The sequence below is a fragment of the Pseudomonas sp. genome (assembly GCF_048265905.1).
Taxonomy (GTDB): domain Bacteria; phylum Pseudomonadota; class Gammaproteobacteria; order Pseudomonadales; family Pseudomonadaceae; genus Aquipseudomonas.
Window position 1 is genome coordinate 1 of the sequence record NZ_JBLXAP010000021.1, and the last position, 15,089, is coordinate 15,089.

8 protein-coding genes are annotated in these 15,089 nt (G+C 53.7%); 7 read left to right on the forward strand and 1 reads right to left on the reverse strand.

Going from position 1 to position 15,089, the window contains the following annotated elements; genetic code table 11:
- Positions 1 to 145 precede the first annotated feature (145 nt).
- Positions 146 to 1,240 carry a hypothetical protein gene (locus ACN0UH_RS18710; RefSeq protein ID WP_417663476.1) on the reverse strand — a complete coding sequence of 365 codons (1,095 nt, stop codon included), beginning with the start codon at positions 1,238 to 1,240 and terminating at the stop codon, positions 146 to 148.
- A 312-nt stretch (positions 1,241 to 1,552) separates the two neighbouring features.
- Between ACN0UH_RS18710 and ACN0UH_RS18715 the strand changes: the two genes are divergently transcribed.
- The 7 genes from ACN0UH_RS18715 (at position 1,553) to ACN0UH_RS18745 (ending at position 15,082) form a co-directional block, all read left to right on the forward strand.
- A complete protein-coding gene (locus tag ACN0UH_RS18715; RefSeq protein WP_417663477.1) occupies positions 1,553 to 3,511 on the forward strand; it encodes an NERD domain-containing protein in 1,959 nt (652 codons plus the stop codon).
- Between the two features lie 241 nt (positions 3,512 to 3,752).
- A complete protein-coding gene (locus ACN0UH_RS18720; protein WP_417663478.1) occupies positions 3,753 to 4,670 on the forward strand; it encodes a transcriptional regulator in 918 nt (305 codons plus the stop codon).
- 11 nt (positions 4,671 to 4,681) lie between these two features.
- Positions 4,682 to 5,137: a BREX-3 system P-loop-containing protein BrxF gene (gene brxF / locus ACN0UH_RS18725; RefSeq protein ID WP_417663479.1), complete on the forward strand. Its 456-nt coding sequence runs from the start codon at positions 4,682 to 4,684 to the stop codon at positions 5,135 to 5,137.
- A 38-nt stretch (positions 5,138 to 5,175) separates the two neighbouring features.
- Complete coding sequence (locus tag ACN0UH_RS18730) at positions 5,176 to 8,916, forward strand: DUF6079 family protein (RefSeq protein ID WP_417663480.1); 3,741 nt, start codon at positions 5,176 to 5,178, stop codon at positions 8,914 to 8,916.
- A 61-nt stretch (positions 8,917 to 8,977) separates the two neighbouring features.
- Positions 8,978 to 10,867 carry an ATP-binding protein gene (locus ACN0UH_RS18735; protein ID WP_417663481.1) on the forward strand — a complete coding sequence of 630 codons (1,890 nt, stop codon included), beginning with the start codon at positions 8,978 to 8,980 and terminating at the stop codon, positions 10,865 to 10,867.
- Positions 10,864 to 12,225 carry a hypothetical protein gene (locus ACN0UH_RS18740; protein WP_417663482.1) on the forward strand — a complete coding sequence of 454 codons (1,362 nt, stop codon included), beginning with the start codon at positions 10,864 to 10,866 and terminating at the stop codon, positions 12,223 to 12,225. Before ACN0UH_RS18735 ends, ACN0UH_RS18740 begins: the two co-directional genes overlap by 4 nt.
- 13 nt (positions 12,226 to 12,238) lie before the next feature.
- Complete coding sequence (locus ACN0UH_RS18745; RefSeq protein ID WP_417663483.1) at positions 12,239 to 15,082, forward strand: DNA methyltransferase; 2,844 nt, start codon at positions 12,239 to 12,241, stop codon at positions 15,080 to 15,082.
- The last annotated feature ends 7 nt before the right edge of the window (positions 15,083 to 15,089 follow it).

Consider the following 15,089-nt stretch of genomic DNA (forward strand, 5'->3'; position numbering starts at 1 on the left):
TCTAGCAGCAGGGTAATCTGCAGGAGGTATAGGTAACCACCCGGCATGTTATAGACGCCTTCAGGCGGGAAGCTGCCTGTGCAAGGTTTTACTAGTAAGACTTACGATGTGCGGCGGCGACAGAGCTGTACCCGTATGCGATAAGTCAGACCTCTGGCCTTACGACAATTAAAGGCGCTGTTTTTAATGACATGCCCGGTTTGGCAGAGCAGTGCATCCGTTTGTGAATTGTTGTCGGCAGGTCAGGCGATACAGTTGTTGCAATTACTCCGCGATCATCGACAGCACAATAGAGGCAAAATTTGGAGTTAGGTGGACTGAGCAGGTAGCAGGCTGTGCACTCTGAGGCTCTCCCGCCCCAGTCACGTAATGCTTTCAGCATGGTTGCCGCGATGAGCTCAGATCTGCCAGCCACGGTGGCGTCTTGCGGCAAGGCGGGCTGATTGGCTGCCATTTCAGTTTGCATGGCGCGATGTACCTTCAAGGCAATATCATGCTCGGCAGCCTTATTTGCGATGGCAAGCTGCCGAGCTTGTTCTTTAAGTTCACGCTCGGCCTGCTCTTGTAACCAAGTAGCGTTCAGCTCAGATGCGCGTGATTGAAGTTGCTGCTCCGTAACGGCTTTTAGCGCTTCTCCGCGAAGACATCTAATCCATGAGCGATTCGATGGGTCCTGCAGCACGGCATGCGTGAAACTGTCATCATCATTGATTTGTTCAAAGCCTAGGTGATGCAGGTCTATCTCGATGCTGGAATGTTCGAGGGCTTGAAACTGACGGTAACGTTCATGCTCCATTCTAGAGGACATTTTGATGCGTACGATCAACTGTCGGCCAGATAGATGAAGGACCGCATGGCCTCTGAGCTCTTCCAGCTCCACGAATCGTTCGACTGACTCTGCCTTGACCATCACTGGTGGCAGTTCGACTTTCTCTTCCAGAAATCGACCGCCAGCGGTGGTGACTCTGGCCATGTCGAAAAAGGCCGGAAGCATGAGTTGCTTATGCTGCGCGATAAGTGCAACTGCGGCACGTCTGACTCCCTCTCGATAGCCTGTGGTGCAGTCATTCGATTGGGCATGGCGGAAATGAGGAACTACTTTTTCACCATTGTTAGCAGCATTCAGTGGCTGTCTGCAGCCAGGGCAAATGCAGCCGCAGAGAAGCCCGTTCTCGACCGAAAAGGCACGGAAAAGGATTCCATCTCGCTCCCCAAAAGGAATTTTGTTTTCGTGCATCATCCATCATCCATCATCCATGCTCCACGCTTGAATCGCTCCGCCAGATCATAGCGGGTGATCCGATGTGCAAGAAGATCAGATTGCCCAAATCCCGTATGATTATGGCTTTAGTCGAGCGAAGGATTGTCAATTGTGCAGACCCCGGAGCTGCGATGCCAAGAGTATTACCAAGCTCGTTTTAATGGTTACCTGAATCGGCACGATCCAGGTAGAGCACTCGACGAGTGTCTTCATGATTTTCTAGATCAGCGTCCGCAAGGTAAATACACCGCGCGCAATAGAGCGTCTGGATTGGTTGCGGCTGGATTTTGGTTGAAGCCTTCCAATCTTGAAGGGACTCAGATTGCAAGCCTAGCGCTCGCGCGCGTTCTGCATTTCGATGATGTGATCAGTAAGGAGCTGCTGGATCATTTGGCCGTTCATCATCCTGATGTATTGCGTTGGGCCATTCGTTACTCGAAGCTTTTTACCCGCAGCGGTTCACCCCTATGGAAACATCTTCGCGAGACGCAGAGCAGCTATGCATGGCAAGAGTTCTTTGGTGTCTGTGATCGTCTTCTGCAGCAGCTTGAACCTTTTGATGAGGCAATCCTTCAGGCTGAGCATCGGCTGAAGTCGCTCTCTCTGCTTGAGCTGCTTTCCTATCTCAGTGTGTTGGCTTATGGCCGTCTGGGCGAGGTGGATGATGATCCTGCTGGCAAGGATTGGGGTGTCTACGAGCGGATTGTTTTGCGCAAGCTAAAAGTTTGTACCGAATCTGATTTTCGATTATCCGAGGAGGTGCTTGGGCGCTCGCTTAAACGTCACCTTTCGCCAATGCTCTTCCCTCAGCCTGGTGGAGGGGCTGAATGTTCAACTCATTTGGAGTCTGTGGCTGTATTGGCCGCTGCGATGCGAGAGCGCATTGACTACGAAGGATCCATCGACTGGTTTTGCTACGACAGTGAGTGTGATTACCAGCTCAGGCCTGGGCAGTCAGTCATCTTCAATAAGACTGATGAGGGTACACAGCGTTGGCAGCATACTGAGCGCAAAAGCCAGTTGCTCTGGTGTTACTGGATGCGCCGTGCAATTGAACTGTTTGCTGCCTCAGATATGGCGGGGGAGACCATCGGTAGTCCTGAAAACCATGAGGCCAATCAGCTCGCTTATATAAAAGCCGTTCGTAGCCAGCTCTACTTACAGGTTGTCTTCGGGTTAGGTGAGCGTGTGAGGCTAAATGATGGGACTGAAGTTGCGCTGCATCACGCCATGCTCGCCAGCGAGCTGAGCAGGACGTTTTTCGAGCAGGCATTCCTGCAGCCTTATCACCGTTACCTAGATGACCTTGGAGATCCTATTGCAGCACTTAGGCGTTTGGCCTTTGAAGGGCTGCTGCAAGGCGAGAATCGCTTTCCCATGACCTGGTCGGAGCTACCAGATAAAGTTCGGCGGATCCGCGCATGGACGGTCAGTGATGAGCATCCGGAAGGTGACGCTGATGCAGCCAAAACGATTTTGCAGTTTTGGACCAGTGATCTGCAGATGTTATCTGCGCAGATCAAGCAAACGCAAAACATGCCAACGCCAAGATTGTACGAACGGCCTTTTTACAAGATCGGCCGCTATAGCTTTCAGTTCCCTTGGGTTGCTGGCCAGCAAAACAGTTTGACGGCTGCTGTGAATAACCTGCGTCGTGTCGAGCAGCGTCGGCCTGAGCTGCGCGGCGAAACCGAGCGTGTGGAGCACGAGCTCGCCGAGGCGCTCAGACAGAGGGGCTTCATTGTCGTAGTTGGCTACCAGCCGCCCAGCACTGAAGAGCCTGACGCCGGTGAGATAGATCTGCTGGCATACTTGGACGGTGTGATGCTCTTGTTAGAGGTCAAGTCTGGATTTATTCGCTCAACACCGCACGAAGTCTGGCTGCACCGGACGAATACCCTGCGAAAGGCTGCTAGGCAATTGGAACGTAAGCAGCCGGCTGTACTCCAGGCCTTGCAAGCTGACCCTGATTTACGTGCCCGACTTGGGCTCAGCGAGCACGAATCGATTCCAGCTCTGCATGCTTGGGTTGTCGATACGTCGATTGAGCTTGATGGTGAGGTTGTTGATTGCTTTCGTGTCGTGTCGCGCGAAGTCATTGAAGTGACCTTGCGCGATGAGCAGCATTACCTGAGGACGTTTGAGCAGGATGAAGAGCAAGAGCCTGCGTCGCTTTATTCACATGGGTTCAGCGCGCAGGCTTTTGTCCAGATTATTGAGCGCAACGAGATTTGGCAGAGCGTGCTTTGATGACCTCTATTTGGAAGAGGTCTTTAACAAGGCGCAGCTAGAGTTTGATGTGCAGTGTTTAGGTAGCACCTCTGAGATGCTAGGTCGTCACGATCAGGGCGCGACTTGCATTCCCCGCTTCATGAAAAAATTAAGTAATCAAAATGATTGCAACTATGCTTGCAAAATACAAATGTGGACGTACGCCTAAGGCGTGCAATAAGATCCGCTCTAACACTCAGATCAAGTGCCTCTATCTCATATGACGCCCATAACCCCTCTTGCAGAGCTTGCTCAGCCACAGCGCGATCGCCTGGCATTTATCGAGCTGCGTGTGCGTTTTGTCGGAGAGATTCGACGGCAGGATCTAGTGGATCGATTTGCCATCCAGTCAGCTGCAGCGACCCGGGACCTTGCGCTTTACAGGGAGCTAGCTCCCGGCAATATCGACTATGACCCCAAGGGAAAGACCTATGTCTTGGGCGCTGATTTCCATGCGCTGTTTAATTACCCAGCAGAAAGAGTCATGTCGTGGTTGACTCAGGCATTTGGCGATGGCGAACCGCTGCGCCTCAAAACCTGGGTACTCAGTGAGATTCCTTCCCGGCTGACTAACCCCGATTTGGATGTTCTGGCGAGAGTGACGCGCGCCATTCATCAGGGCTGCCCCCTGGCTATCGAGTACTACTCTATTTCCAGCGGTAAGTCCAAGCGCGAGGTCGTGCCTTTCGCTTTGATCGATACAGGCCTGCGCTGGCACGTTCGTGCGTTCTGCCGGAAATCAAAGGAGTTCCGCGATTTCGTCATTACTCGGATAAAACGCCCAGTAGTGCTTAATGGCCAGTCCGTGGCAGCTCACGAGATGAGCGATCAAGATATTCAGTGGACCCGTATCGTCGAGTTGGATTTGGTGCCACATCCAGACCAGCCCCGGCCAGAGGTCACCGAAATGGACTACAGCATGCAGGGTGGCGCGCTGCGGATGAAGCTGCGTGCCGCTACTGCCGGTTACATACTTCGCCAATGGAGTGTGGACTGCACGCCCGACCATAGCTTGCGCGGGCACGAATACCGGTTGTGGCTGAAGGACCACCTTGCCATCTATGGAGTGCGCAATGCCGTGTTGGCGCCGGGCTACCGTTCCCCTGACCAACAACGGCTCGAAGCCGAGTCGGACTGACGGGGATGAGCATGCTGGCAAAAATAGAAAGGCTAATTGGCGAAATCGACGACCTCAACAGCAAGTTGATCCTTCTGGTAGGTCCTAGCCACAGCGGTAAGACCCAACTGCTACGCCAATTGGGCGACAAACTCAGCATCGCACCGCTCAACGTCGGCTTAGAGCTAGGGCGAAGGTTGGCAGTAGCGCCAAACAACAAGCGTGGTTTCTCGGCAGGCGAACTGCTGCGAGAGATCGCAGGCAAGGAGCGTACCGGTGCCCCGCTGCTGCTCGACAACCTGGAGTTGTTGTTTGAGCCGAGCCTGCAGATCAACCCGCTTGACCTCGTCAGGCGGTTAGCTCATTCCAAGCGCGTCGTGGCCGTCTGGCCGGGCGAAATGCGCGGTGACCGACTGATCTACGCCGACATGAGCCATCCAGAACATCGTGACTACAGCTGCGACGGCGTGGTTGTACTCGAAATTTGACCAGAATTTGAAAAAGAGAATTGGGAAGAGGGAAGCATATGCCCACTAACATGAAATACGGAGATTTGATCCAGTTCGAGCAGATCGAGTCAGTTATTCAACTACTCGATGCTGAGCGCCCGGACGAGGCCAAGAAGCTTGTCGCGACCTACGTCATTTCCGACGACATGGCCGAGCGGATCTCCAAGCTCATGGTTCCCCAGCTCAGTTTTGAAGAGTCGGTCGATCACAAAGGCGTGTTGATCGTCGGTAACTACGGTACCGGTAAATCGCACTTGATGTCGGTGCTGTCGCTGGTGGCCGAAGACGCCTCTTACGCGCCGATGATTCGTCATCCCAAGGTTGCTGAGGCAGTTGCCCCAATCGCTGGTCGCTTTAAGGTGCTGCGCATTGAGGTAGGCGGACTGCAAATGCCGCTGCGCCAGATCATCACCCTGCAGTTGGAGCGTTTCCTCGAAAAGTTAGGCGTCGACTATACATTCCCTACAGCGGACAAGGAGCTCAACAACAAGGACTCCTTCGAGGAAATGATGGCCGCGTTCGGCGAAAAATTCCCGGGTCAGGGCGTGCTGCTCGTTGTCGACGAGTTCCTAGAGTACCTGCAGTCCCGTCGCGACCACGAGCTGGTGCAGGACCTTGCCATCCTACGTCAGATCGGCGAAGTCACCAAGCATCTGAAGTTCCGCTTCGTCGCTGGTGTGCAGGAGGCCATCTTCGACAGTGTTCGCTTCCAGCATGTTGCGAACAGCATGCGCCGTGTTAACGAGCGCTTTACTCAGATACTGATCGACCGCCAAGACGTTAGCTTCGTCGTTTCCGCGCGCCTGTTGAAGAAAACTGCGGACCAGCAGAACAAGATCCGCGAGTACCTGACGCCGTTCGCCAAGTTCTATGGCTCCATGAACGAGCGCATGGACGAATACGTGCGTCTGTTCCCTGTACACCCGGATTACCTGAAGACCTTCGAGCAAATCCACTTCACGGAGAAGCGTGGAGCGCTCAAGACTATCGAGTCCGCCATGCTTGCGATCCTCGACCAAGACGTGCCCACTGACCGGCCACAGTTCATAAGCTACGAAAGCTTCTGGAACACCATCAAAGCTAACTCGGTATTGCGTGCTGACCCGAACATCAAGGAAGTGATGCGCGTCTCCGAAGTACTGGAGTCGCGGGTCCAGCAGGCCTTCACGCGCCCGGCCTACAAGCCGATGGCGCTGCGCGTCATCAACGCGCTGGCCGTGAACCGTTTGACCACCGGCGGCGACATACACATTCCGATTGGCCCCACGGCCGCTGAGCTGCGCGACGCCTTGTGCCTGTTTCAACCGGGCGTGGAAGACATGCCGGGCGAGCCCTCCGATAATCTGCTGTCGATGGTGCAGACCGTCATGCGGGAGGTGTTGAAAACCGTCAACGGCCAGTTCATCTCCAAAGCCGCCGACACCGAGCAGTACTACCTCGACCTCAAAAAGGACATCGACTATGACGCGCAGATCGAAAAGCGCGCCGAAGCCTTGTCCGACGACGCGCTCGACCGCGCCTACTACAGCGCCGTCAAGGCACTGATGGAGTGCAGCGACGATCTGCGCTACCCCGGCTTCCAAATCTGGCAATACCAGCTCGAATGGCAGGAGCGCCGAGTCGAGCGCATGGGCTACCTCTTCTTCGGGGCTCCGAACGATCGCCCCACGGCACAGCCAGAGCGCGACTTCTACGTCTACTTCATCCAACCTTTCGATAAGCCGAAGTTCACCGACAACAACCTGTCGGATGAGGTATTCTTCCGCCTCACGGGCCTCGACGACGACTTCAAACGCCACTTGTCGTCCTACGCGGCGGCGCTGGATATTGCATCCACTGCCAGTGGTGGTGCCAAGGCTATCTATCTCTCCAAGGCGCAAGATTTCCTGAGAGCCATGAGCAAGTGGCTGCAGGAAAAGCAGATGACCGCCTTCGAGATCACCTACCAGGGCAAGAAAAAGAACCTGCAAGATTGGGTTAAAGGCGTTTCCCTGCGTGACCGGGCGAGGCTTGGTGCCGACGAGCGCATCAACTTCCGCGACGTGGTGAACGTCATCTCGGGCCTGGTGCTGGGCCAGCGCTTTGTCGATCTCTCACCGGAGTACCCCACCTTCTCGGTGCTGGTGACCGAAGCCAACCGCAAGCAACTGATCAGCAACGCGCTACGCGCACTGGCCGGCGGCCCTCGCACCAAGGATGCGCTCGCCGTGCTCGATGCGCTGGAGTTGCTCGATGGCGACCGCGTCGACCCGGCCAACTCCCGCTATGCGCAGGAAGTGCTGAACCGGCTCAAGGCCAAGGGCCACGGCCAGGTGCTCAACCGCAGCGAACTGCTGTCGGGAACGTCTGACGTCGAGTATTTCGCGCCGATCAAGTACCGGCTGGAGCCCGATCTGCTGGTCACCGTGCTGGGCGGGCTCGTCTACTCCGGCGACATCGTGCTGTCGATCACTGGCGACAAGATCGACTCCGGCAAGCTGACCCAGCTGGCAGAACGCTCGCTGGAGGAACTCAAGCAGTTCAAGCACGTCGAGGCGCCCAAGGAGATCAACCTCGCGGTGCTGCGAGCCTTGTTCGAGTTGTTCGATCTGCCGTCCGGCCTGGCCCAGAAGGCCAGTCAGGGCGATACCGAGCCGGTCATCAAACTGCAGGAGAAAGTCAGTGCACTGGTGCCGCGCGTCCTCAAGGCCGGTTCCGATCTGCAGCAAGGCAAGCTAGGCTTCTGGGGCCAGAACCTGCTGCGCGAAGAAGAAGCCAAAGACTGGCACGCCCGGCTGGATTCGCTGAAAAAGTTCACTGAGTCGCTGGCACCGTACAACACCGTCGGCAAGCTCAAGAATCTGCGCGTCACACAGGAAGACCTAGACGGTCAGAAGAAGAATCTGGAGGTCCTGGCCGCCGTCGAGCGTCTGCTCGAACTGGTGGTCGAGCTGGGCAGCACGGCGTCCTACCTCTCGCAGGCCGAGATGGTGTTGCCCGCCGAGCACCCGTGGGTGAAGCAGGCCGAAACCGCCCGCAAGGCGCTGCAGGAAAAGCTGAGCCAGGACCGCACGGCCGAGCACGGCGCCGAATACCGGCAAACGCTCAACCAGCTCAAGAAGGACTACATCACCGCCTACATCGCCAGCCACAGCAAGGCGCGGCTGGGCGTGGCCGAAGACAAGACCCGCAATGCCCTGCGCAAGGACGATCGCCTACTGACACTGCGCGTGTTGGCGGGCGTGTCGCTGATGCCCACCAGCCAACTCACCGCGTTCGAGGAGTCGCTCAACGGCCTCAAGAGCTGTTCGTCGCTGGACGAGCCCACGCTGACGACAGCGGCGGTATGCCCGCACTGCCAGTTACGACCGTCTGCTGAGCAGTTAGAGCTGATCCCGGCAGCCAACCGTCTGCACAAGCTGGATGACGAGCTGGACGAACTGCTAGCCAACTGGCAGCAGACCCTGCTGGAGAACCTCGAAGACCCGTTTACGCAAGACAGCCTCGGCTTATTGCCCCCCTCATCCAAGAAGCTGATCGATGCCTTCCTGGACTCACGCAAGCTGCCTGAGCCGATGACCGCCGAGTTTGCCGGCGCTGTGCAGGAGGCGCTGTCCGGTCTGGAGAAAATTGCTGTCAAGGGTGATGAGATCAAGCAGGCGCTGCTACAGGGCGGCTCACCAGCCACACCGGATGACCTGCGTAAACGCTTCGATACTTTTATGAACGAGCGTTGCAAGGGCAAGGATGTTACCAAACTGCGCTTCGTGATCGAGTGATGCCATGACTAGAGACGCACTGATTTATCTTTCATCTATATAAGACGGTGGCGGTGTAATTATGGACATTGAAACCTCTGGGGCGATCAGGCTGTTTTTCCCCAATCCGTCATTGACACTGGTTTATTTCGAAGCCCTTGCCAATGCGCTGGATGCGGGTGCGACCGAGATATCCATTGATATTGATGTACAGGCGTTCGACAAGCCGGACACACTGCAAATCACAGTTTCAGACAATGGAGATGGATTCACAGAGGAAAATTTTGAGCGTTTCAGGAAGCTGCTGAGGCCTAGGGATAAGTTCCATAAAGGCATCGGTCGTCTGGTATTTCTCAATTACTTCAGTCGGGTCGAGGTCACCAGCACTGGCGATAAATGGCGCAGAAACTTTATCTTCAAAGATGGTTTCGATGGCAACGCGCCACTCGAAGCCCTGACAGATCAACAGCCGGCCAAGACGGCATTGGTGTTCAATGGTTTTGCCAAAGATCGCGTCAAGTCTTATGACGATCTGAAACCGGATGCGCTAAAGCCACTCATGATCGAGCAGTTCTTGCCGACGCTGGATGCGCGCAAGCGCGACGGCATGGCATTCAAGATTTCTATCAATCTGAAGACCAACGAAAGCAACGCACAGAAAGAGTTTTTCCCTCACGAAACAGTCATTACCCCCGATGACTTGCCTTCGATGACAAAAATCACAATCCAAGATGACTCCTTGGACGCGATTTCAGCTATTGATATGTACTACCACATCGAAGCGGTAGCGGGGAGAGGCAGTTCGCTTACCGCGTTCAGTATCGATGGACGAACGATTCCGGCCAACCTGATACCTCCGGCATCATTTCCGACGGGCTACCTATGTGTATTTCTATTCGAGTCGGAAATCTTTCACTCCAATGCCGATAGTTCGCGGCAGAAGCTGGTGTTGCCAGAGGGCATTCAGGAAACGCGTCTTTTTCGTGTGCTGCGCCGTGAGCTTGGCAAAGTTCTGGCAGAAAAAATCCCGCAGATCACTGAAAGAAACGAAAAAATAAAAGAAAAATTCGAAGAACAGTTTCCGCATTTGCTCGGGTTTTTCGAGAGCGATACCGTCGGCCTTATTGACCGGGACGATGCTTTGGCAATCGCTCAACAGCGATTCTTTCGGGTTCAAAAAGAAATTCTTCAGTGTGAAAAGTTGAGCGAAGCTGCGTATGAAAAATCGCTGGAACTGTCTTCTCGAACTTTGACAGAGTACATCCTGTATCGCGACAAGATCATCGGCAAGATGAAAGAAATGACGGCCGATAACGCTGAGGCCGAAATACATAACCTGATCGTTCCACGGTTCAAAGAATTCTCCCAAAACACAATGTCTTCCGAGATTTACCAGAACAATGCCTGGTTGCTGGACGACAAATTCATGGTGTTTCGCACGATTCTGAGCGAGAAGAGTATGGACGCCGTGATCAACGCCATACGCCTGGATGATGGAAGTGTGGGCGATACCGGCAGGCCGGATATTGCCATGATCTTCTCGGGCGATCCGAGTGACGCAGCGCCGGTCGATGTAGTGGTGGTTGAAATAAAAAAGAAGACTGACGAAGAAAAAGATAATTTTTATGCAGTCAACCAACTACTCGATAGAGCCGGAAAGCTGGTGGCGCACTGCCCGAATATTCAACGGGTTTGGTACTACGCAATCATGGATATCAATGAAGCGACTGCCTTTCGGTTGCGGCAATTCAAATGGACGCCTTTTTTCTCGAAGGGCAAAGTCTTCTATCAGGAGTTCGAAACCCCACACCCTGATGGACGAATCATTCCCACGCCAACATTTGTAGTGTCTTTTGATGCGATCGTAGCGGATGCGGAATGCCGGAATCACACGTTTCTTGAGATTCTGCGCGATGGCATGAAGAAATACGCCGAACAACAGACTGCTGGCTCGAAGGTGGAGTCGCTATGAGCACCTTCGTGGCTCAAGGCCTGACGGACATTGATTCGTTGGCGCTTGCTGTACGCGACCCAGAGTCGAAACGGTTGATCATCGAAGCCATCTCGGCCTATCGCGGCGGAGCATTTCGATCCGCCATTGTCTCCACCTGGATCGCTGTTGATTACGACATCATTGCCAAGGCCAAGGAACTGGCTGCGCATGGCGATGCCGCAGCAATCGCATACGTACAGGACATCGAGCAAGCGATACAGAACCACGACGTGAAGAAAATGCAGGCTATAGAGTGTGTAGTGCTGACCACGGCAAATGAAAAACTTCAAATCTTCGCCCCACACGAGTTTGAGGATTTACATCGGCTGCAGAAGGATCGACATTTGTGCGCGCATCCGGCATTCGCCGCTGACGACGCCTTATTTCAACCAACACCGGAACTGGTGCGTACCCACATCACTCATGCGCTAAAGCATCTGTTGATCAATGCGCCACTGCAAGGCAAGAGCGCGATTGAGCGTTTTCATGCCGATCTGCTGAGCCCCTCTTTCCCCGTGGATGGCGATAGCATCGGTACGTTCGTTCGCACGAAGTATCTCGACCGCGCGAAGGACGTGATGGTCGTCAATCTAATCAAGTCGTTGCTGAGCGCGCCTTTCGGCAGCGAGTCCGCCAACTACATCGGACAACGACATCAGATTGCCCGAACGCTGCGGGAGATTGCCAATGCAAAAACGGCGATCTACGACAGCACGGCAAATAATCATGTCTCCCGCAAGTTCGATGCTATTCCAGACACGTTGCTCCTCAGCATAAGTGCCTTTGTAGAGTGTGATGCCCGCGTGTGGGAGTGGCTGTCGGAGCCGACCCGCATTCGATTTCGACAGTTACTTGGGGTTGTCGATGCTGACACTCTCAAAACACACTCTGCCTTCGATGTGTTTTGCATCCCTGAACTAGCCAGCGTTCTGCTCGCGCGATTCGACTCTTTCGAGCAAGACGTTCAAATCGGGATCATCTCTCAGTTACCAAAGCGCGAGTTTATTACTCAGGCCATCCACATTTATGGCAATTCCAGTAGTTGGCGAACAGCTGAGCAGCTGGGACGTGCATTGATGATTCCGCTCGCTCCTTTGATGAGTGCGGATGATTTGCGTTCAATGCTTGAGGCTGTGCAGGGGAATGGCCAAATATGGGGAGCAAGCGGAACACCTGTGATCCTTGAGACTGTATTCGACACTACACGGAGTCTTCTGACTACGTCCCATCCACATTGGCAGGCCTTTGTTAATGCTCGAGTTGCCGCCAGTCGGGATGCCACAAGCATCTACGCATATCCTGCACTGCAACAGCGGCTTGCAGTTAACGGGAATTAAAAAAGGAAAAAGTATGAGTGATCTTTTCCAGAACCACGCGGCTAAGTCCGGTCCCGTTGAATGTCTCGGGCAAACATTCCCGAGTGATGAGGCTCGACGCGAGCACTACTTGAAATTGCTTGCCGAGAAGCTCAAAGACCCTACGTTCCGGAGGATTGAAGGTTTTCCTGTCGGATCGGACGAAGACATCCTAACTTTATCTGATCCACCGTACTACACGGCTTGCCCGAATCCTTTTTTGGAGGATTTCGTGGGTCAGTACGGAAAGTTATACGACGCCTCATCGCCTTACAGTAAAGAGCCCTTCGTCGCGGATGTGAGCGAGGGGAAAAATGACCCTGTTTATCTTGCACATAGCTACCACACGAAAGTGCCGCACAAGGCGGTCATGCGATATCTGCTGCATTACACCAATCCGGGAGATGTCGTCCTAGATAGCTTCTGCGGCACAGGCATGACGGGTATTGCCTCGCAGCTCTGCGCCGACAAATCAGAAGTGCAGTCATTAGGCTATCGAGTAGATGCTGACGGAACAATCAGTTCTCTCGAAACAATCGAAGGCAAAGATTCCTGGGTGCCCTTCTCTATGGTGGGGATGCGCCGCCCTGTCTTAAATGATCTATCCCCTGCAGCCACATTCATTGCTTACAACTACAACAGCCCTATTGATGCATCATCGTTCGAGGTTGAGGCAACCGCCGCGCTTAATTCAGTCGAAAAAAGCATTGGATGGATGTTTCAGACGTTGCACAAGCCCTCTGAGAAAGATATCAATGATGCCATAGCGGATCTGGATAAAGAGGGTGGCTCAATATCTACGCTGAAAGCGCCAGTCGGGAGGATTAACTATGTGGTCTGGTCTGATGTTTTCATTTGTCGAGGTTGTGTCGGCGAGATTGTGTTCTGGGATGCGGCTGTCGAAAAAGAATCAGGTCAGGTGTCCGAGCCGTTCAGTTGCCCGCACTGTGGGGCATCGACTGCAAAGCGTTCATTAGACCGCGCGTGGGAAACGAAGTATGACCAACTGCTTAATCAGTCTGTAAAACAGGCCAAGCAGGTTCCTGTCCACATCAGCTATAAGGTTGGCCGTAGCAAATACGGGAAGTCACCTGATCAGTTTGACTTTGCTCTATTGAAGAAGATTGATGGGATCGATCCCAATGTCTGGATCCCAGCTTCACGAATGCCAAAGGGTGATGAAGCGCGTAGAAACGATGAAGCTGGAATAACTCACACCCATCAGTTCTTCACTCGCCGGAACCTTCTTGGGCTCGCTGTCTTTCGCCAAAGTCATGGGAAAATTTTCCGAGCTGTCAATCTGACATCCACAGCTCTGGTCGCTTCTAAGCTCTATCGTTTTCGTTCTCAAGGTGGGAGTTTTGGTGCAGGGGGGGGGCCGATGAGCGGTACCCTATACATCCCATCCCTAATTAAAGAAATACCAGTCACAAAGCTGTTGAAGGAGCATATCGTCAAACAGGCTCGTCTTAAGGCCTCGCATCCGCTGGTGGGTGGCGCATTCACTACTACTGGTTCGGCTAGCAAGCTGTCTTTGCCTTCAAACTCTGTCGATTACATATTCGTTGATCCGCCTTTCGGAGCAAATATTCAGTATTCGGATCTCAATCATCTTTGGGAGTGTTGGCTGGCAGTTTCCACGAAAGTTGACTGCGAAGCTGTTGAGAGCAAGACGCAAGGGAAGTCGATTGATAAGTATCGAATGCTTATGGCGGAAACCTTCAAGGAAATGCATCGTGTTTTGAAGCTGGGTCGGTGGATAACCGTTGAGTTCTCCAACACTCAGGCGAGTGTGTGGAACGCAATTCAGACTGCTATCCAAGAGGCTGGCTTCGTCGTCGCAAATGTTTCGGCGCTTGATAAAAAGCAGGGAAGCTTCAAAGCAGTAACGACAACAACGGCAGTAAAGCAGGATTTGGTAATTTCGGCGTACAAGCCGAACGGGGGGCTAGAGGACCGATTTGTTAGAACGGGTGGTACGGAGGATTCTGTATGGGATTTCGTTCGAACCCACCTTGGTTATCTACCTCGAATAAAAGTCAAAGGCGGCGAGCTGGAATTTATTGTCGAGCGAGATCCTCGGATAATTTTCGATCGCATGGTGGCTTGGTTTGTCCGGCACAACGTGCCTGTACCAATGTCTACACATGAGTTTCAGGCTGGCCTGGCTCAAAGATTTATAGAGCGTGACGGAATGGTTTTTCTGTCAGATCAAGTGGCCGAGTATGACAAGAAGCGTATGCAGGTTGCCGTTGCTCCACAGATGGAGATGTTCGTTTCTGATGAGCGTAGCGCGATTGATTGGTTGACCGATTTCTTGAAACGCCGCCCATCAACCTATCAGGAGGTCCATACGGACTTCATTGCTCAACTTGGTGCTGGCTGGAAGAAGCACGAATCGAAACCTGAACTTACCGCCTTGCTTGAAGATAACTTCATTCAGTACGACGGTACTGGTGAGGTACCGAGCCAGATCCACAGCTATCTCTCGACCAACCACAAAGATCTGCGCGGTTTGGAGAAAGATAGTCCAGCTCTTGTAGCCAAGGCGAAGGACCGTTGGTACGTCCCCGATCCGAATAAGGCACAAGACTTGGAGAAAAAGCGCGAGAAGGTGCTGCTCAAAGAGTTTGACCACTACCGAGCGTTCATGGGTCGTCGACTGAAGGAGTTCCGCCTAGAAGCTTTACGTGCTGGCTTCAGAGCAGCATGGGGCAGCAAGGACTACCAAACAATCATCGACATCGCAGCCAAAGTGCCCGACGCGGCGCTTCAAGAGGACGAGAAGCTGCTCACCCTCTATGACCTCGCGCTGACCCGTACCGAAGACGCGGTCTGATGCGCTG

Bases quoted from the DNA above. Each gene is read 5' to 3' on its own strand.
- brxF (WP_417663479.1), top strand. From the start codon at position 4,682: ATGCTGGCAAAAATAGAAAGGCTAATTGGCGAAATCGACGACCTCAAC.
- ACN0UH_RS18730 (WP_417663480.1), top strand. From the start codon at position 5,176: ATGCCCACTAACATGAAATACGGAGATTTGATCCAGTTCGAGCAGATC.
- ACN0UH_RS18710 (WP_417663476.1), bottom strand. From the start codon at position 1,240: ATGATGCACGAAAACAAAATTCCTTTTGGGGAGCGAGATGGAATCCTT.
- ACN0UH_RS18745 (WP_417663483.1), top strand. From the start codon at position 12,239: ATGAGTGATCTTTTCCAGAACCACGCGGCTAAGTCCGGTCCCGTTGAA.
- ACN0UH_RS18735 (WP_417663481.1), top strand. From the start codon at position 8,978: ATGGACATTGAAACCTCTGGGGCGATCAGGCTGTTTTTCCCCAATCCG.
- ACN0UH_RS18740 (WP_417663482.1), top strand. From the start codon at position 10,864: ATGAGCACCTTCGTGGCTCAAGGCCTGACGGACATTGATTCGTTGGCG.
- ACN0UH_RS18720 (WP_417663478.1), top strand. From the start codon at position 3,753: ATGACGCCCATAACCCCTCTTGCAGAGCTTGCTCAGCCACAGCGCGAT.